Raw genomic sequence first — 18,607 nt, 5'->3', positions numbered from 1 at the left:
GGTGACCTTGGTCTCATAAACTGTTGTGGTCGCTGACGCGTATACTTGACCCTGGACGAGACTCGCGATGGATGTTGATCAATCGGTTACGAGGCCGACCAGCATTCCACTAGGGCAGATATTATTTGCCAGGGTTTTGGGATATCGTGAAAACATTTTTTATCGATAGCGCAACCCCTCGTCGGTAAACTCCTTGTCTATTATTACTTTTCCGGAGCCTACAGAATGGATCATGTCATTTCAGGTGTCGCTAAGTTTCAGAGCGAAGTCTTTCCAAAAAACAAAGCGATTTTTAAAAAATTGGCTAACGGACAAAATCCACAGGTGCTTTTCATTACCTGCGCGGATTCCCGTATCGATCCAAACATGGTGACTCAGACCGGGCCTGGTGATCTGTTTATTTGCCGCAATGCGGGGAATATTATTCCGCCCCACTCGAATGAGACAGGTGGTATGACAGCATCTATTGAGTTTGCTGTCGCGGCATTAGGCATCAGTGAAATTATTGTGTGCGGTCATACGGACTGTGGTGCGATGAAGGGCGCTTTGAATCTGGATAAGCTTGATCATCTTCCCCATGTGCGCGAGTGGTTAGGTCATTGTCGCGTCGCGACGGAGATTATCAAAGAGCGTTGTGGTTGCATCAATGAGTCACATATCGATGATCTCACGAAAGAGAATGTCGTTCAGCAGCTCCAACACTTGCGAACGCATCCTGCTGTGGCGGCTAAGTTAGCGACCAAACAAGTGCGACTGCACGGTTGGCTTTACGAAATAGAGACTGGGAATATTCTCTGTTATGACCAAGTGCAAGAGACTTTTGTACCTATGTCGGAACTCTATAGCGACAAACCTTTCCAAAGTGATTCTGCTCAACAAGAATCCACTGAATAAGTTCATTGATCTGCGAGTTTTAATGACAAATTTTCTTGGCCTGTGAACAGGCCTTTTGTTTGCGCGAGGTTATCACAGCAGATTGAGAACACGTAACGTTTCTCAGTGCCTTGCGTTTCACCCAAGATTGGCGCCCATCACGATATGTTCGAAATTCCTACAATAAATGTTATCGGAGCAAGGCGTGAATTTGATACGATGGGGTAGGGCTTCTGGTGTTTGCGTAAATGAATTGCCGGGCGGAAAAAGCAATTGGCGACGCAGCCCTGCGAAAAATCGCATGGAGCACGAGTGCTACCTGCCTGCTGTGGCGCTTGGCATATATTCTTGTGTTGGGCGTGAAGAGTGTTGTCCTATCACGTACCGGGCGCCAAGCGTCTAGGGAAGCTGGAACTGCTGCATGAAGATTTCAGGAACCTTTGAGGTTAAGTTGGATCCTCTGGATTTCTACACCCGTGGTGAACAGGGGATTAAATTCAGTCGCAAGTCATTGCGGAAACGCTTTTATGGTGAACTTAACGCGACCAGCAAAGGGGAAATGTTGAGTGCAATCGCGCCAGTCAAAGGTTCTGCTGGCTACGTCGCCATAGAGCAAGTGGTGGGGACGCTCGCCGGCCGCAGAGGCAGTTTTGTGCTGCAACACTATGGGATACGTGAGCGGGGCAGCGAGCTGGTGATTCTCGATGTGCTGCCGGATTCTGGGACCGATGCCCTCAGCGGAATCTGCGGCACTATGACCTTGGAATCCAGAGACGGAGGCCATTTCTACGAGCTCGACTATGAGATCAAACCTCCTGCACCGGAAATTGTTGACACTCTCAGTGCGGATTCGCAGCCGCCTTTGTCTCAAAGTGGTTAGCCTCAAAGTGGATAACGGGTAGACGGGGGCGTCATAAAGGAGAATAATTCGTCTTGATGTTGTCTGAGGGAAAGTGCAGCGGCATCGTCTTTCCTTAAGACAGGTCAGTGAGCTCTTCGATGCTAGCTTACGGCACATTGAGTTGATGCGAGTCAATCCGTTTGGGGATACAACGGTCAATCTGTCGGTCATTAAGAGTATTCTTGTTTCGATAAGCTCCGCTGAAGCAGTGTTTTTGTTTCGGATTAACGGCTCGCAGCGGACAAATAGCTACTATAATGTCGTATGACAGGCTGCTGGATTCTGGCTGTTGTTATTGTCGAGTTCTCTTGAAAAATCTGTCTGCGTGATCCGCACTGACCTGACATCGAAAACACCGGATGTTAACTCCATAATTTATCGCTACTTCATACAGTTACAATGAAAAGACTCTTATCTCAGTTATTGTTGACCTCTATTTCCTCCTATCAGGCAAAGTTGGCGCCGGTACCGAAAATCCGAAAGAGAAAAGCCTATGTCTACCACTGGGATAGAATACTCTTGGCATCATTTGCGGTGGTGTTCGTTGCCGTGACTCTGGCTTATGCGTTGCGCCTGGTATTTGTTGATCAGTCCTCGACAGATACAGTGTTAGACCCGACGAATATCGTGCAAGAAGAGGCTCCGCGGCCTGAACCCCTGGTCGATCAGCAGCTGGCTGTCGCGGCTGAGGAGCAGCAGCTTGCTGACCAAGTCGAAATGCGGTCGCCTGAGCAAGACGCTGCGCCTGAAGTATCGGAGCAGGGGCTCAATAGCCCAAGTGACAGCTTGCTGAAGGAATCTCTCGCTGTGGCGGAATCCAAGCCGTCTGCACCAGCCGTTGAGGATCCAGCTGTTGATGATATGGCTCAGAGCGAACCCCCTGAACCTCAATTGGCACAACAGGAGCCTTCTGATCAAGACTCAACCTCTGTAGCAGCAATGAATAGCAAAGCGTCGCTGTCTGATGATGCGTCTGAGGCTGAGGAAGCTACTGCTATGCAGAGCAGTCCGGCGGAAGAGCCCTCGGTCGCGAGCGATCTCAGTGAGGCGGGGGCAACTGAAGACTTCGCGGAGGTTGCGCCGCAGAGCACAATGCCGTCTTCTTCTGTACCGTCATCTCCTCAGCCCGCCAGCGAAGTAGACGCTTCTGCGTCTCCAGGGACCTTTCGCGAAGATTATGTGGATGTGGTTTCTGAGCAGATCTCCCGCTTTGTGCTCGCATCTGGCGTGAACGATCTAGAGCCTGAAGGGGATTTAGCCGAAGTAGAGGTGCCTGCTGCAGCTGCGCCAAAACTCTATGTTTTCTCCGACGTTCGTGACATGAAAGATGCCATGCTTCATTATGTTTGGAAGCATGAGGATCAAACCATTGCAACCGTCGATGTGGGCGTTTGGTCAGACCGCTGGCGGTCTTATTCCAGCAAATTTATTGAGGCGCGCATGACCGGCGCCTGGGAAGTCGAACTGCGCGATCAGGAGAATAACCTGCTCGCGAAGGCGGGCTTTACATACTCTCCAAATTACTGAGCAAGCTCACCATAAGGGGTGAGCACGCATACTTGGCGTGGTCACTCCCTTCGTTGTTCATCGACCCTGGCAGAAGCCTCTTACCAACATTCAAATTTCGCGCTTAGACGCAACCCGTTTATAATCGGCATTCACTGACAGAAGAATTCCGGATTTATGCGGTATGCGGATTTTCGACAGCCATTTTCATATTTTTGCCCCCTCGTTCCCTCTGCAAGGCGACGCCCCTCAGCTGCCTGCAGCCTTTCCCGTCGAAGAGTACAGGCGTCAGGCAACCCGTCTTGGCATTGACGGCGGCGTTTTGGTGTCTACTTATCTGCAGGGCGTAGATCAGACCTTTCTCTACGATGCTTTGCCTCGCTTAGGCCCAAATTTTGTCGCCGTCACACAGTTACCGAATTCTGTGTCAGACAGCGAAATCCATGAGCTGAATGGTGTTGGTGTGCGAGGCGTGCGCTTTAATCTTCAGCGTGGCGGAATGGAGAATACCCGTGAGTTGTATACATTTGCGCGTCGAGTGTACGACCTGGTGGGGTGGCATGTGGAGTTATGTGTCGACTCCAGGCACTTGGAAGCGTTGATGCCGGTCATTCTAACCTTGCCCGCGATAAGTATTGATCATATGGGGATCTTCGCTTCCGGTTTAGACGCTATCTTTAAGCTGGCTTCTGAGAATGTAAAAATCAAGGCTACCGGTTTCGGCCGGGTTAACTTTGACGTCCTTCCCGCGATTAAGAAAATTGCTTATTTCAATGAGGAGGCATTGATGTTCGGGACAGATCTTCCCTGTGCGGGGGCTTCTCGCCCCTTTACGGATGCCGATATCTACCTCATTAAAGATGGGTTAGGCGAGCCGCTGGCCGCAAAGGTTCTTTGGCAGAATGCCCGTCAATTCTATCGGCTTGAGCCTTATTGATAACGAATTTGACGACAATTTGTCGCGATTAAAAATTCCTGATTTCTGACTGGCGAAGCGCGCATTTATAGACAAAACTAAAATTCCGACCCGGAGAAACTCTTCCACTGCTGTGTTCTTCGGGCGGGTGCGTTTCCTTACCTGCCGGGAGTCAAATCATGGTTTACAAGAGTGGTGCTAGCCGTCTTAGAATTCTATCTTCCACTCAGTCTGCCTCCTTACAGGTCGAGTTTTCCCAAAAAACCTGCATGCGTCTGTTTCGAGGTGAATCTCTAAAGCTGAATGGCCGCGCTGGAACAAGCCGCAATACACTTTGGTATTTCAATCAATCCAGGCCAGGCTCTATCCTTATAACCAATCGTGAGGGTAAAGAGCTTTTCCGAGGTTGTTTTAACCAGCCACGAGTGGAGATTACCCATGATCCAGCGCCTGAAAAGCCTTTGCGGGACGCGTCACATCAATTTTATAAGCGTATCGCTACCTGGTATGTGGCGTTTACTGACGAATCGACAGATGACGGTGTCACTTCCTCAGAGTTCGTGATTGAGACATTGACCACTAAGCGGCCTAAGTCTGAGTTGGTCACCGTGCGCCGTCTTTATCGGTGGAATGATGTTCGGGCCTTTATTCATCGCAATCGATCACTCATTCATCAAATGAAGCAGCACCACTGACCATTCATTAAATCTCAGATTTCAGCTCATGGCCTTTGGATGTGATTCGAAGGCTCTCAAAACGTCTCATGGTCCATTTATTGTGTGGCTGCTGTTGTTTCACTCCTGCAGTCATCAACTGTTTTCCTTCTGCGTCATCGCGCCCTCTAGTCGTAAAAAAAATAACCCTCGTTTCATAACCTTTCATTTCAGACAGCATACGTTTGTGTTCAGCGATGTCGTTCTGGAGCGAATATTGCCAGTTACTTGTTATGCGTACGTTAGTTTGCATAAAAAAGCTGCTGAGGGGTGTTATTTCTGTAAGAGTTACATCCACAACAGAATCAATTACACCAAATTACAGCCGCAACGGCTGAATAGATGATCAGAGAGGAACGTCCAATGTCGGTTCGTATCGGAAAGCTGAGTTTTAAAACCGTCCGTGTACTGTTGTTAAGTGCCTTGTTTGCAACTCTGGCTGCCTGTGCCAGTAACGGCGAGATGCCAACATCATTAATGGCGCAAGCAAAAACAAATTTAGAAACTGCGAAAAGTATGAATGCCGCAGATTTTGCGCCTTTGGAATACAGCCAAGCTGAAAAATTCTTTAATCAGGCTGAGTCAGCTGCAGATGAAGGACAGTACACTGTTGCAACAAATCTTTTAGAAAAGTCGCTGCTAGAGTCACGCTTGGCAACGGTAAAGGCGGATGCGGCTAAAGCAGAAAAAGCGGCAGAAGAAATTGAACAGAACTTAGATACCTTGCGACAAGAAGCGAGTAATCAGGCCACTGCGCAGTAATCACGTCGCAACAACATCGTTTGAATATTGAGGAAAGAGAGATGAATAATTCTACACATCAGGGTTTCATTAAAAAGCCATTAACCGCAATGATTGCGACAGGCTTGGCGACGGCGATTCTTGCTGGCTGTGCGTCGGCTCCGCAAAAGAATGCTGAAGTTGAGCAGCTCAGAAGCAACTATGAGCAATTGGCGGGAACTGAGGGAGGGCAGCAGTATGCACCTGTCGTCCTCAAAGAGGCGGAAGATTCTTTAGAAACGTTGGAAGGGTTGGTCGCCAAAGGGGCGGAACCTGATGCAATTGCCCAGCAGCAATACGCCACAGAAAAGAAAATGGATATCGCTCGGGAAACGGTGCGCATGAAAAAGGCTGAAGAAGTTGTTTCTAATGCTGAAATTGAGCGCAAAGATTTATTGCTGACTCTGCGGGAGCAAGAGGCCGATGAGGCGAAACAGCAAGCTGCCGTTATGAGTGCGAAAGCCGCTGCGGCGGAAGAGTATGCGGAAATGATGGAAGACAAAGCAAGCTCGCTGGAAAATCAGGTGTCTGATCTGACAACTGAACAGACAGACCGCGGTCTTGTGTTGACATTAGGTAGTATTCTCTTTGAATTTGATTCAGCTGATTTAAAACCGGGTTCCAAAAGAACGCTTGAGAAAGTCGCGAGTTTTCTAAACGATTACGAGCAGCGCGATATTCGTATCGAAGGGTTTACTGACAGTACTGGCGCTGAGAACTATAACGAAAAGCTTTCACAGGATAGGGCCCAGGCGGTGAAAGATGTTTTGGTCGACAGTGGTGTTGCAGATAATCGGATATCTGTGAAAGGTTATGGCGAAGAATACCCCGTCGCCTCAAATGATTCTGATGCTGGCCGTCAGGAAAACCGTCGTGTTGAGATCATTGTCTCGAATCAAGACGATACACCGGTAGAAGAGCGTACGGCAGGCGTGTTTTAAAAACCTCTGAACGTTTGGAAGACGTGAAATGTTGTTTTGCGGCATTTCGCGGCAGTGGGGGCCAACTCACATCTCTGGGTTGGCCCCTTGGTTTTATCTGAATGTTAAGGTCATTCGTCGGCAGGTCGAAGTCTGAGTAATTGGCCGCTATCCGTGCCCAGATATAACCAGCCTTCAGGGCTTTCTAGAAGTGAGCGTATACGTTCTCCCCGGTCTTTCAGCAGTTGTTCTTCGCCGATGATTTTGCCGCTATCGTCTAGCTGTAGACGATTGAGGTGGGTCATCGCCAGCGCTCCCGCAAACAGGCTGTTGTCCCAGCCGGGAAAGGCATCGCCATCGTAATACAGCAGGCTGCTGGGGGCGATGGAAGGAATGTAGTACCACTCCGGCTGATCCATACCCTCTTTTTCTGTGCTCTCACCGACAGCGGCGGGAGACGTGTATTCTTTGCCGTAGGATATCACCGGCCAACCGTAGTTGTGTCCAGCACTGATCAGGTTGATCTCGTCTCCACCTCGCGGCCCGTGTTCAATTTCCCACAGTTGTTTGCGCTCAGGATCATACGCCAACCCCTGAGGGTTGCGATGACCATAACTCCATATCTCGGGAAGGGCGCCCTGGGTGGATGCGAAGGGATTCCCTTGAGCGGGACTGCCATCCATTTCAAGGCGTAACAGACTACCTGCATGTTGCGAAAGGTCTTGGCCATTAGGCCTCACGCCACGTTCGCCGACAGACATAAACAATTTATCGTCAATGAATAACAGCCGGCTGCCGAAATGGCGGCTGGTGTCTGTGCGCGACTCGGTCTCAAGCAGGTCACTCCAATCCGTTAACGTAGATGGGTTAGTCCCTGGTTGGTAGCGAGCCCTCGCTAGGACAGTCGCAGCCTGTCCATCAATCGATTTGCTGTAAGTAAAATATAGCCAGCCACTGTCTTTGAAGTCAGGTGCCTGCACGATATCGAGGAAGCCGCCCTGGCCAATAGCCCAGACGTCTGGAACCCCGCCAATTTCAGAGACAGCCCCCGTGTCGAGATCAATGCGATTGAGTTTGCCCACACGATCGGTCGCCAGAATGGTCTTGTCGTCAATTTGAGTCAGCCCCCACGGGATACCAAGCCCATCGGCGACGGTATCGACGGTATAGTTAACGTTTGAGGTCACCTCTGGGCGGGGCTCTGCACTACAGGCGCTGGCAAGACTTATCATTAGCGTCGCAGCCAGTAAGCGGTGCATTGTTTTCAAAATGAAACTCCGGTCATAGTTTGTGGATTCGATGCGTGATTCCTGATCTGCCGCGGCTAGCGACCTTTACGAAACAGCGCTTTCACGAGGCTTTTAGCGAGACGTCTTCCCAATTGTGAGCCGACGCTTCTCAAAACGGACTTCCCCAAAGCTTCCGCGTAACTCTGTCGATTGCTACGCCGCCCTGATGAGGTTTTTTCCTTCGGTTTTGGGACTGCCTCAGACGGTTGTTCCGTTGGTTGCTGTTGGCGCTGATTTAGACGCTCGTGAGCAGATTCGCGATCAATGCTCTTGCGGTACAGGGATTCCATCGCAGAGCTATTAATTAAAGCTGAACGTGTTGCTGGATCAATCGGCCCGATTTGCGAATGCGGCGGACTCAATAATGTCTGTTCCACCGGGGTTGGAATCCCGCTTTCATCCAGTACGGACACCAGTGCTTCGCCAACGCCCATGCTGGTAATTGCTTGCTGTACATCGATCTCAGGGTTGGGGCGAAAGGTTTCCGCCGCTGTGCGAACGGCTTTTTGATCTCTAGGAGTAAAGGCACGCAGGGCATGCTGGACCCGATTGCCGAGTTGTCCGAGAACATCGTCCGGGATGTCTGCGGGGCTCTGAGTGACGAAATATATACCAACGCCTTTTGAGCGTATTAAACGGACAACTTGTTCAATACGCTGTAAGAGCGCCGGTGTTGCTCGGTCAAACAGAAGATGGGCTTCATCGAAAAAGAAGACTACTTTGGGCTTTTCGGCATCACCGACTTCGGGCAGTTGCTCGAATAAAGCTGACATTAACCAGAAAAGAAAGGTGCCGTATATATCGGGTTGCAAGATAAGCTTGTCACCCGCCAGAATGTTAACGATTCCTTGGCCATTGGCGTCGCAGCGCAAGAATTCGGAGACATCGAGAGCGGGCTCGCCGAAGAATTGGTCTCCCCCTGATTCTTCTAGCGTCAACAGGCGGCGCAATATGGCTCCGACACTTTGGCTAGAGACGCGACCGTAAGACTCCATCACTTGATCGCGATTGTCGTCAAGCCAATTTAACATGGCGCGCAGATCTGTCAGGTTCAGGAGTGGCAGCTCTCTGTCTTTAGCAACTGCGAAGGCGATTGCCACCACGCCAGCTTGGGTGTCGTTGAGCCCAAGTAGGGTAGAGAGCAGCAGTGGACCCATGTCAGCCACCGTTGTTCGTATCGGTGTACCCAAGGCGCCGAAAACATCCCAAAACTGAACCGGGCAGGCCTGGAATGCAAATTGATCTAGCCCGATTTTGTCTGCGCGTTCATCAATTTTTGCATGAGGACTCCCCGACGCTGCAAGACCAGATAAATCCCCTTTGACGTCGACGAGAAAGACGGGGGTCCCAATCTGAGAAAACTGCTCTGTCAGCACTTGCAAGGTTACGGTTTTGCCGGTGCCCGTGGCTCCAGCAATTAACCCATGGCGATTCGCCATACGGGGATAGAGTAAGATTTGGCGCTGGCCGTTGGTGCCGATAATAAAAGCGTCTGTCATGAGGGCTGCCGCGGCGACGTATTGATGCGGAATGCCCTGGCGAGTCAGTTTGCATGACTTCGCCAGGCGTGAGTGTCCCGAGTTATCCGAGAGGGAAGATGCGGATAAGTGGTCTAAAAGAACTTGCCAAAAAGTTTGCCGGCAGCGCCGAGAAGTTGTGTTTGCAGCTCGCCACCACTGCTGGCTTTATCGACCAGGTCGGGAATCATATCCGACAGTCCAGAGGCGGCTGTATCGGTGTTGAGTCCCAGCTGGCTGGCAAAATCAGCGACGCGACCTTCTCCAAAGAGATTGAGTGTTTCTGCAACGGAAAAATTCGCGTTGGCACCATCGCCGAGCCAGGAAGAGGCGAGGGCCGCTAAGCCACCACCTTCTCCGGTGAACTGGCCAATTAAACCTTGAATGTCGAGCTCGCCGTTGTTTGTGGGGAGTAAACCCTGCAGGCTGCTGACAATACTGTTCAGATCAAGGTTACTGCCCTCGGAACCAAGTTTGTCTTTAAACAGTTGCGCTGCGATGTCGATAAGGCTCATAGATGCTCCTTGCTTGCTAGTGGCTCTGGGCCGTGGAATCTCGCCCATACCGTCAGGTTCATGCTGGGCGAAACAGGTCGTCACTGCTGTTTGTTTCGCTACGAACTGACGTGCTAGGCGAAGAAGGGGCCTCGAGACAAGAAGCCCTACGTTTTTGGTGTCTGGGCAGGATAAAAGTGCCAATCATCAAAATCAACTGGCAAGTTGTTATTTGGATTCATCTCGAACAGATGATCATTGTGGTTCGTTTAATGCCTCTGCCAGTGGAGGTAACTGCGAGAATCCTTCAAGCAGCTTGGCGTTCCATGTTTGATTCAATTGCTGCAGATACTGGCTGTTGTCGCCAAGGTGATAGTAGTTGCCGAGCTGCAGAGAATCCTGTTGATAGAGCTGGACTTCAATGGGTGGGCCGACCGTCAGATTACTGCGCATGGTGGAATCCATAGAAACCAGACAGCAGAGTGCCGCGGTGTGCAAGTCGGTTTCCGGTCTCACAATGCGATCCATCATTGGCTTGCCGTATTTGCTCTCACCGATTTGTAAAAACGGAGTGTCCAGTGACGTGGAAATATGGTTGCCCTGGGGGTAGATCAAATACAGTCCGGAGGGTCGCCCGGCGATTTGGCCGCCGAGAATAAAGCTGGATTCGTACATAGGACCGCCGCCGGTGCGGGATTGCTGGGCGACACTCAGCTCGCCGAGATAGTCGGCAGCTTCCAACATATCTGTCACGGTATTGAAATTGATTGGCGCGCCGAGCTCGATGTCTTTTTGTGCGCGAGCGATGACGCCCTGAGTCGTGGCGAGATTGCCAGCGGACAAAATCACGAATTGCCGTTGGCCGTCGATTCCAAAACGAAACATTTTGGAGTAGGTATTTATTTGATCGACACCTGCGCTGGTGCGGGAATCCGAGCAGAAAACAAGGCCTTGATTGACGGCGACGGCGACACAATAGGTCATTGGCATATCCTGAAGCTTTGAGGGGATTATCCGGTTCTGTGCCCGGTTGCAGGCGGCACTTTACCGGTGTCGGCAGCCGGGGACAAGCGTCTCAGGGGGCCGTCACATCGGGTGTTGTTTCGGCGCTAGGCAGGCAGGTCAAAGGCTGTATGGAATAGTGTTGCAGGTAGTCAACGATTGGTCGAATTTGTGGCAGTCGATTGGCGTCCAGGTTGATGACCGCATAGATTTCACGGCTGATGCTCTCCACATCGATGACGGGGTGAAGCGCGCCAGATTGAAGATGAGGCTGTACGACATTGCTGGGCAGAAAGGCTGCGCCGCCATGACTCAGCAAAAATTCCAGGGCGATTTGACTCTGGCCGGTATGCAGCACGGGGATTGCCGGTTTGGGCAACAGGCGCGCCAACGCCAGATTGAACGCTGTGCCCCAGTCTACATGGATATAGCCTGCGGTCTCGAGCTCCGATAACGTGAGATGAGGGTGATTGCTGACCAGTTGCAGCTCAAAAGCGCCGATTTGCTGAGCTTCCAACTCGCTGGTACCGGGAGGGTCCAGTGTGACCGCAAGATCCAGATGGCCAGATAATAGGCCTCCCACGAGCTCCTGCGAGGAAGTGATCTCTGTTCGCAAAAAAAGGTTCTCAAAATGTTCTGCCAACGCTGGCAGCATGGCTCGCATAAAGTTTTCCCAAAGGTTGGAAGACGCGCCCAGCGCCACTTGCAGTTCGTTGTTGTTCGAGATGGCGACTTCGTTGAGAGTGAGCTGCCAGGCAGCGAGGATATTCTGTGCGTGTGGAATCAGGCGCTCGCCAGCGGGCGTTAACATCAAGTTGCCACGCTCCCTCACAAACAGTGAGGTGGCAAAGGTATCCTCTAACTGTTTTATGCGAAGGCTGATCGCAGACTGGGTTAGAAATAGGTTTTGCGCCGCGCGACCAAAGTGGCGGGTACGGGCAACTTCAAGGAATGTTCGCAGCAGTTCAGTGTTCACAGGTGGCGATAAAATTTATTCATTGGATTCACAAGAATTTCTCATTGTACTGAGATTGACACCCTAAAGATAATCGGCCTTTACTGAATTTGCTACGGTTTACGAGGTAATCATTCGACATGGAAACTGCAGATTTCGATCAGGGTAATCGCGTCTTCTTTGATGCCCAACACTTTCCTTACGGACTTGGCCGCAGCGGGGAGTTTTCCCGCGATCAAGTGGCATTGTTGGAGGCACATGGATTTGCTTATAAAGCACTGGCGTCTGGTGATCGTTCACCAACGACGCCTTTGGAAGAGGAGTTTTTGGAATTCTGCCGCGTTGGCCGTGACGCCAGAAACTCCCATGAAAAAACGTGGCAGAGATACTGCGCCAAACTGAATAAGCCGCCGAGTTTTACCTTGGGCAGTTCCGCCAGTTACGGTGATTCTGATGGTGAGGTGGTTATGGATGTGGGCGATTTCGACGAATAAGTGATGGCTTTTTAAAACGCGACACGGGAGATATTTCGTGGCGCGAAAATCACTTGTTGATTCCTCTCTGCTGAACCCCAGAGCATGGTCTCTATGTTCTGAGGTTTTCCCTCGTTTTATGCATGATTTCGTATTCTTATCTCTTTCATTTTTCTCTCTTGCGAGTCTTGGTTAAATCATTGTAATAAGCATCGACTTTTCTACACTTCTGTGCATACTCACGCAATTTCTTGATCCCCACCGTTACGCTAACCGCCTTGTTCAGGCCGCACTTTTTTTGATGTCTCGGAGCATACTTTTTTGGTCGCCCAAACCCTAATTATTACAGACGCTGAAACCGATGAATTCGCAGGTATCAGCAATGTTGCCACCTTGACCTTTGAGCGTTATCTCAAAGAATATCCCAAGCTCAATGAGCCCAAGACCCGGGTCATCAATCTTTGCGACATTAATCTCTATCTCAGTAGAGGCTACTACTGCTCTCTGTTGGGTGAAGCGCGCCAGCATCGAGTGCTGCCAAGCGTTAAAACCATCAATCAACTACGGGGTGCAGAACAACCCAGGCACCTACAGCGATTGATGGACGTTCGGGAGGGGGATCTGGATGGTCTGCCGGAGACCGCTGAATTGGTTGTGTGTTTCGGCGCGGTGGAAGATCCTACCTTTCGACGACTGGCGGCACGGGTTTTCCGTAGGCATCCAGCTCCGCTCTTGCGAGTAGGACTCCAGAAGCAGGAGGGGGGCTGGTTTATCAGCTTACAGCGCATGACCCTCGCTGAGCTGGATGATTCGCAAAAAGCCTTTTTTGTCCAGGAACTGGCCCGCTTTACTCAGCAGGTTTGGCGCACGCCCGCGTCCAAGAAACGCTATCGCTGGGATATGGCGATTCTGGTAAATCCTGATGAGCCGACACCTCCCAGCAATACGGGTGCGATAAAACGCTTTATCAAAGCTGCTCGAAAATTCGGTATCTATGCGGAAGCCGTCAGCGCGACAGACATTCTTCAAGTCAGCAACTACGATGCGTTGTTTATTCGTGAAACCACATCGATTAATCACGTGACCTATGACCTAGCTCGTCGGGCAGAAGATGCCGGATTGGTGGTTATCGATGATCCTGATTCTATCCTGCGGTGTTGCAACAAAGTGTACTTGCACGATGCGTTCAGTTATCAGCATATTCCGAGTCCGAAAACGCGTATCGCGGTCGATAGCAGTAAAGACACTCTTGCGTCCCTGGAGGCTGAATTAGGCTATCCGATGGTATTAAAAATTCCTGAAAGCTCTTTTTCTAAAGGGGTTTTTAAGGTGGCTGACCGGGCTGAATTGACAGCTAAGTTGGGGGAACTGTTTGAGGAAACAGCACTGGCCTTGGTACAGGAGTTTCTCTATACCGAATTTGATTGGCGCATCGGTGTTTTAAATGGCAGAGCGATCTATGCCTGCCGTTATCATATGGCGCGCAATCACTGGCAGATATACAACCATGGGGCGAAACGTTTCTCCTCTGGTGGCTTCGAAACGCTGCCGACTTTTGAAGTACCAAAGCGCGTTCTGGATGCGGCGGTGAAATCTGCGCGAATTATTGGTAATGGCCTGTATGGGGTAGATATCAAGCAAAAAGGCCAGAACGTCTATGTGATTGAAGTTAACGACAATCCGAGTATTGAACACAAAATTGAAGACGCCTATCTGGGTGATGAACTCTATATGTTGATTATGGCGGAGTTTCAAAGACGCCTTGAATTGCGAGGCCGTTAATTGCGCGCATCTGCAGATGGAATAACACTGCGGGCTGCAGTCTTGGCAGACCTCTCCGCTTTGACACGTTTGGAGGAGCGCAGTTTCAGTGGCGATCGGTTAAGTCGCCGCAGCTTTCGGCGTTGGATTGATAGCGACAAGGGGCTGCTATTGGTGGCTGAGCGAGAGGGCAATTTGCTTGGCTATGGTTTGGTTCTGCTGCACCAGGGCACGCGTCTGGCTCGCTTGTATTCGCTGGCTTTGGATGCCTCTGCGCGGGGCTTAGGGCTTGGCAGCAGGCTGTTAGAGGCTCTGGAGGCGGGAGCGAGTCAGCGACATCGCTTGTACATGCGGCTGGAAGTCGAGGAGGGCAACCAGCCGGCAATCGCTTTGTATGAGCGTTTTGGTTACCGTCAGTTTGGTGTTTATCCCGATTATTACGAGGATCACGGGACAGCGTTGCGTATGCAGAAATGCATTCGCAAGCCCAGTCAACAGCAGGTGTTGCATCCCGCCCGTTGGTATCAACAGACTACGGAGTTTACCTGTGGACCGTCGGCATTGTTGATGGCGATGTGCAGCCAGAGAGAAGCCTATGTACCAGAGCGACGTGAGGAACTGGATATCTGGCGTCAGGCGACGACAATCTTTATGACAACAGGTAACGGTGGCTGTCATCCAATCGGTTTGGCATTGGCCGCGCTCCGGCGTGGATTCTCAGCAGAAGTCATCGTCAATACGGCGGAACCGCTCTTTATCGATGGGGTAAGATCCAGCGATAAAAAGTCTGTGATCGAACTTGTGGACCGAGAATTCCGTTCGGCGGCAGCGAAAGATGGGATTCCCGTTACCATTGTGCAGCTCAATGTGCAGCACCTGCGGGATTGGTTTCTGCGTGGTTTCGCCATTTTACTATTGATCAGTACTTATCGTTTGGCTGGGCGCAAAGCGCCTCATTGGGTCACGGTAACCGCCATGGATGACGAGTGTCTCTATGTTCACGACCCAGATGTCAACGATGATGAGGACGCTCTGGACTGCCAGCATGTCCCCATCGCACTGGAGGATTTCGCCAGTATGGCGAGTTACGGTGCCAACAAAATGCGCACGGCGGTGGCGATTAAGTCCACACAGTGAAATCCTTTGGCTCACTTTAGAAACGCGCGAATATCAGCAATAAAACGATCGGTTTGGTCGTGGTGCAGCCAGTGTCCGGCTTTAGCGTAAGTTTTAACGTCCGCTTGTTTGAAATAGCTGGCTCGTCCATCTTCCAGGGGATTGGGAGCCCAGCTTTCCTCGCCCCAGAATAACAGCGTCGGACAGTCAATGGCTTGATACAGTGCCATCACTTCATTGTCGAGAAACCCGTTTGGCGCCATAAAGCGGGTGTAATTGTCGAACTTCCAGCTGTAAGTGCCGTCTTCATTTTGGCTTACGCCGTGAATGGTCAGATGTCGGGCTTGAGCTTCTGTCAGATAGGCGTTGGCTTCCTGCATTCTCGCCAAGGCTTCTTCAACCGATTCGTATTTTCGATGGCTGCGGCCTGATGCAACGCGTTTTTTGTCTACCCATTCTCGCCAGAGCTCACAGACACTCTTTTTTTCAAGCAGTTGTTGCATTTCAATGGGAAGCCCTGTGCCCTCAATCACTGCCAGGCGGCGGACACTCTCTGGATAAAGGCCTGTATAGCGTAGGGAAATAGCTCCACCCATGGAGTGGGAGACAATGTTGAGAGGTTCCAGGCCAAGTTGGTGAATTAACTGGGCAATATCGTAGACGTAGGACATCAAGGAGTAGTTACCGGCGGGAGCCCAATCACTGTCGCCATGACCACAGAGGTCTGGAGCAATAACATGATAGTCCTGACTTAAATTCTCGGCGATCCAATCCCAGTTGCGGCAGTGGTCCTGGCCGCCATGAATGAGTAGTAACGGTGGGGCGTCGGGATTTCCCCAGTCAACGTAGTGAAGATTCAGTCGTTGAGAAATATATCGGTAAGAGGCGGGACCTAAAGCCATCATGAATTTCCTTCTGTAAAACGTGAGGAGACCATGATGAATGGGATGTTTCTCACAGACTCCTCAGCCATTACAGCAGGAATCGGCCCGGCCGGCAATTTGTCGACCGGGCTCTTCTATGATCTGCTGTTAGTGATCCTGTGGAGCGAGTGACTCGCTGGGCGCTGTTTCTTTGTCCGCCTGAATGGGCACTTCATTGAGTTGAGAAGCGACAGGCTCTAGGCTGGCAAAGATCTCGTCCAATTCTGAATACACGCGATTGATCCAGATTTTTACTCTCTGCCTTTCCATTAACGTCAGGTGAGGAAGCTCGCCGCCGCGAATGTTTTGAGCCGCCCAAAAACTGAAATTCAATTCATCGATTCTGGCCATGGTGTCACTGTGCAGCGCTGGCAGACTCATGGCTTGTAGAGTGGCGCCCTGCAAGCTGGCGTCTTGAGCGAGGGTTGTGGTGTCATCAAAGTGTTTACCCCGGCCATGGTTTGAGACAGCCACGCAGTGGAGTCGTTGGCCATGTCGCTTGAGGAATCGACGCAGTAATTCCAAGGAATCTTTACCATCATCCAGCGTATACCAGTAAACGACGCCGATGTTCATTTCCTCACAGAGGCTTAAAACGCCACTTTCTTCCAGCCAGGTTTCGAGAAAGCGCTCGCTTTGTGCTGGCAGGTCGATGACAACATTAATGTCTTCTTCGACGGCGGTTTCAATAATTTCATCGGTGCTTGAAAAGTCATCGAGCCGAATGGTCCGCGTGAAGTCTCTGTAAAAGCGGCTCAGCGTTGTATGTGATTGATCGGCATCTAAACCCAGGTATCTCTGACCATTGTCGAGGAAGTATTGAGACAGCAGGCGGGCTACTACCGATTTACCCACGCCGCCTTTTTCACCCCCGATAAAATGTATATTGCTCATTCTTAAAGTCCTTATATAAGCTGGGGAAACTCTGATTAATGCTGGTAATGGCAACGCTCATGATTCATCTGAGCTTCCCGAGAAAAACAATGAATGTCTCTGCCCGTGAAGGCTAACGGGACAATGTGGCGAATAGATGACATCTTTTCACCAAACTAATAGTTAACATCTAATGGGAAATAAGAGGCTCCCGGAGCGGAAATGTATCGCAAAGCTGGGTGGCTAGACTAGGTGTAAAAAATTTTATTTTTGTGCTGCTGGTCTGAACATAAAAAGGCAGAGATTTTGATGCCAAGACCTGCCCCTCTGGCGTTTATCTCTGCATTGTTACCGGTTGAGGGGCGCTCAAGAAAACAATTATAAGAATAATCGTCGCCGGGCAACAAAGGAAAGAGTATGGGTGTTTTTCGTTGCGATTCACCGTTGATGCGTTAGCCGATGATCCATTCCTTTCCCGATGTCTGGTTTGCGATAAAGTTGTCAAGATTGCGTCCGGTAATCTGTGCAATTGCGGCGAGTGCTTCTCGCGTAAAAAATGCTTGATGTCCGGTGATCAGTACATTGGGGAATGTCAGCAGGCGGGCAAAGGTATCGTCTTGCAGAATGCTGTCGGAATTATCCTCGAAAAACAGGTCGGCTTCTTCCTCATAGACATCCAGCCCAACATAGCCAATTTTTCCAGTCTTCAAACCCTCAATGACCGCGGGAGTATCAACCAGACCGCCTCGGCTGGTGTTGATTAACATGACGCCAGTTTTCATCGTGGCGATGGCCTTCCTGTTGATGAGATGATGAGTCGCCTTAAGTAAAGGGCAGTGGAGGCTTATGATGTCGGACGCCTGTAGAAGCTGTGTTTGGTCGACGTAGGTGACAATTTCCCTGAGTTCTGTTGACGGGGTGGGGTCATAGGCGAGTACCTGGCAACCAAAGCCCGACATGATCTTGGCGAAATGAACGCCGATTTTACCTGTCCCCATGACGCCAACGGTTTTGCCATATAGATCAAAACCCATAAGGCCATTGAGCGCATAGTCGTTTTCCCGAATACGGTAGTAGGCTCGATGGATGTTGCGATTTAAATCGAGAATCATCGCGCAGGCGTGTTCGGCGATCGCGTGGGGTGAATATTCCGGGACTCTGGCGATACGAAATCCGAGGGCTTGCGCCGTGTCAATATCGATATTGTTGTAACCCGCACATCGCATCACGATGAGTTTTACATTTAGGGCGTTGAGCTTTTTCAGCACTGGGGCGGAAAGGGTGTCGTTGACAAAACAGCAAACGGCATCTACATCGGTGGCGAGAATAGCCGTTTGTTCGTTGAGGTGGGGCTCTAAAAAAACCAATTCGTGATTGTTTATGGCATCACTGAGATGTGACCGGTCATAGGGTTTACAGGAAAATACAGCGACTCTCATTGGCATCCCTTTAAACTGCTGTGGGTGGAAAGCAAGCACCTTGGCGACAATTGAAGCAGTTTTTCGAATGAGTTGATAGAAAAAGTGCCTGAATTGCGGGATTGCATGGCGTGATGTCTTGGTCTGAATTACACTTTCCGGGTGGTCGGAGACGTT

Annotated in this window: 19 protein-coding genes; 10 read left to right on the top strand and 9 right to left on the bottom strand. The window is 50.6% G+C overall.

What is annotated here, in order from left to right; all coding sequences use genetic code 11:
* The first annotated feature begins 225 nt into the window (after positions 1 to 225).
* The 5 genes from ACXAFR_RS23415 to ACXAFR_RS23395 all read left to right on the top strand — a co-directional run bounded on the left by ACXAFR_RS23415 (position 226) and on the right by ACXAFR_RS23395 (position 4,891).
* Entirely contained in the window at positions 226 to 894 is a 669-nt protein-coding gene (locus ACXAFR_RS23415) for a carbonic anhydrase (protein WP_475181624.1), read from the top strand.
* Between the two features lie 400 nt (positions 895 to 1,294).
* Positions 1,295 to 1,753, top strand: a complete 459-nt coding sequence (locus ACXAFR_RS23410) for a DUF3224 domain-containing protein (RefSeq protein WP_475181622.1) — start codon at positions 1,295 to 1,297, stop codon at positions 1,751 to 1,753.
* Positions 1,754 to 2,173: 420 nt separating this feature from the next.
* A complete protein-coding gene (locus ACXAFR_RS23405; protein ID WP_475181620.1) occupies positions 2,174 to 3,301 on the top strand; it encodes a DUF2914 domain-containing protein in 1,128 nt (375 codons plus the stop codon).
* A 163-nt stretch (positions 3,302 to 3,464) separates the two neighbouring features.
* Positions 3,465 to 4,217 (top strand): amidohydrolase family protein, encoded by a 753-nt coding sequence (locus ACXAFR_RS23400; RefSeq protein ID WP_475181618.1) that lies wholly within the window; start codon positions 3,465 to 3,467, stop codon positions 4,215 to 4,217.
* Positions 4,218 to 4,375: 158 nt separating this feature from the next.
* Complete coding sequence (locus tag ACXAFR_RS23395) at positions 4,376 to 4,891, top strand: hypothetical protein (RefSeq protein ID WP_475181615.1); 516 nt, start codon at positions 4,376 to 4,378, stop codon at positions 4,889 to 4,891.
* Between the two features lie 7 nt (positions 4,892 to 4,898).
* Here the strand turns inward: ACXAFR_RS23395 and ACXAFR_RS23390 are convergent, their stop codons facing one another.
* Positions 4,899 to 5,207: a hypothetical protein gene (locus ACXAFR_RS23390; RefSeq protein ID WP_475181612.1), complete on the bottom strand. Its 309-nt coding sequence runs from the start codon at positions 5,205 to 5,207 to the stop codon at positions 4,899 to 4,901.
* Between the two features lie 65 nt (positions 5,208 to 5,272).
* Between ACXAFR_RS23390 and ACXAFR_RS23385 the strand changes: the two genes are divergently transcribed.
* The gene (locus ACXAFR_RS23385; RefSeq protein WP_475181610.1) at positions 5,273 to 5,671 is read left to right on the top strand and encodes a DUF4398 domain-containing protein; all 399 of its coding nucleotides are present in this window, start codon (positions 5,273 to 5,275) and stop codon (positions 5,669 to 5,671) included.
* Between the two features lie 41 nt (positions 5,672 to 5,712).
* Complete coding sequence (locus tag ACXAFR_RS23380; protein WP_475181609.1) at positions 5,713 to 6,630, top strand: OmpA family protein; 918 nt, start codon at positions 5,713 to 5,715, stop codon at positions 6,628 to 6,630.
* 110 nt (positions 6,631 to 6,740) lie between these two features.
* Here the strand turns inward: ACXAFR_RS23380 and ACXAFR_RS23375 are convergent, their stop codons facing one another.
* The 5 genes from ACXAFR_RS23375 to ACXAFR_RS23355 all read right to left on the bottom strand — a co-directional run bounded on the left by ACXAFR_RS23375 (position 6,741) and on the right by ACXAFR_RS23355 (position 11,887).
* Complete coding sequence (locus ACXAFR_RS23375; protein WP_475181626.1) at positions 6,741 to 7,868, bottom strand: PQQ-dependent sugar dehydrogenase; 1,128 nt, start codon at positions 7,866 to 7,868, stop codon at positions 6,741 to 6,743.
* 65 nt (positions 7,869 to 7,933) lie between these two features.
* Positions 7,934 to 9,397: a helicase HerA-like domain-containing protein gene (locus ACXAFR_RS23370; protein ID WP_475181606.1), complete on the bottom strand. Its 1,464-nt coding sequence runs from the start codon at positions 9,395 to 9,397 to the stop codon at positions 7,934 to 7,936.
* Positions 9,398 to 9,510: 113 nt separating this feature from the next.
* Positions 9,511 to 9,930 carry a YidB family protein gene (locus ACXAFR_RS23365; protein WP_475181603.1) on the bottom strand — a complete coding sequence of 140 codons (420 nt, stop codon included), beginning with the start codon at positions 9,928 to 9,930 and terminating at the stop codon, positions 9,511 to 9,513.
* A 234-nt stretch (positions 9,931 to 10,164) separates the two neighbouring features.
* Positions 10,165 to 10,893 (bottom strand): proteasome-type protease, encoded by a 729-nt coding sequence (locus ACXAFR_RS23360; RefSeq protein WP_475181598.1) that lies wholly within the window; start codon positions 10,891 to 10,893, stop codon positions 10,165 to 10,167.
* A gap of 91 nt (positions 10,894 to 10,984) precedes the next feature.
* Positions 10,985 to 11,887: a LysR substrate-binding domain-containing protein gene (locus ACXAFR_RS23355; protein WP_475181596.1), complete on the bottom strand. Its 903-nt coding sequence runs from the start codon at positions 11,885 to 11,887 to the stop codon at positions 10,985 to 10,987.
* Between the two features lie 119 nt (positions 11,888 to 12,006).
* On the opposite strand from ACXAFR_RS23355, the gene ACXAFR_RS23350 reads away from it, so the two are divergent.
* The 3 genes from ACXAFR_RS23350 to ACXAFR_RS23340 all read left to right on the top strand — a co-directional run bounded on the left by ACXAFR_RS23350 (position 12,007) and on the right by ACXAFR_RS23340 (position 15,237).
* The gene (locus ACXAFR_RS23350; protein WP_475181594.1) at positions 12,007 to 12,360 is read left to right on the top strand and encodes a MaoP family protein; all 354 of its coding nucleotides are present in this window, start codon (positions 12,007 to 12,009) and stop codon (positions 12,358 to 12,360) included.
* A 300-nt stretch (positions 12,361 to 12,660) separates the two neighbouring features.
* The gene (locus ACXAFR_RS23345) at positions 12,661 to 14,121 is read left to right on the top strand and encodes a RimK family protein (protein WP_475181593.1); all 1,461 of its coding nucleotides are present in this window, start codon (positions 12,661 to 12,663) and stop codon (positions 14,119 to 14,121) included.
* Positions 14,122 to 15,237: a peptidase C39 family protein gene (locus ACXAFR_RS23340; RefSeq protein ID WP_475181591.1), complete on the top strand. Its 1,116-nt coding sequence runs from the start codon at positions 14,122 to 14,124 to the stop codon at positions 15,235 to 15,237.
* An 11-nt stretch (positions 15,238 to 15,248) separates the two neighbouring features.
* On the opposite strand, the gene ACXAFR_RS23335 is transcribed toward ACXAFR_RS23340, so the two are convergent.
* From ACXAFR_RS23335 to ACXAFR_RS23325, 3 genes are all read right to left on the bottom strand, one after another.
* Complete coding sequence (locus ACXAFR_RS23335) at positions 15,249 to 16,121, bottom strand: alpha/beta fold hydrolase (RefSeq protein WP_475181590.1); 873 nt, start codon at positions 16,119 to 16,121, stop codon at positions 15,249 to 15,251.
* 126 nt (positions 16,122 to 16,247) lie between these two features.
* A complete protein-coding gene (locus tag ACXAFR_RS23330) occupies positions 16,248 to 17,033 on the bottom strand; it encodes a nucleotide-binding protein (RefSeq protein WP_475181588.1) in 786 nt (261 codons plus the stop codon).
* A 431-nt stretch (positions 17,034 to 17,464) separates the two neighbouring features.
* Positions 17,465 to 18,451: a 2-hydroxyacid dehydrogenase gene (locus tag ACXAFR_RS23325; RefSeq protein WP_475181586.1), complete on the bottom strand. Its 987-nt coding sequence runs from the start codon at positions 18,449 to 18,451 to the stop codon at positions 17,465 to 17,467.
* Between the last annotated feature and the right edge of the window lie 156 nt (positions 18,452 to 18,607).

This window comes from Pseudomaricurvus sp. ABR4_320, assembly GCF_056159445.1.
The sequence above is the reverse complement of the archived record's forward strand: the minus strand, read 5'-3'. Positions and strand labels throughout refer to the sequence as shown.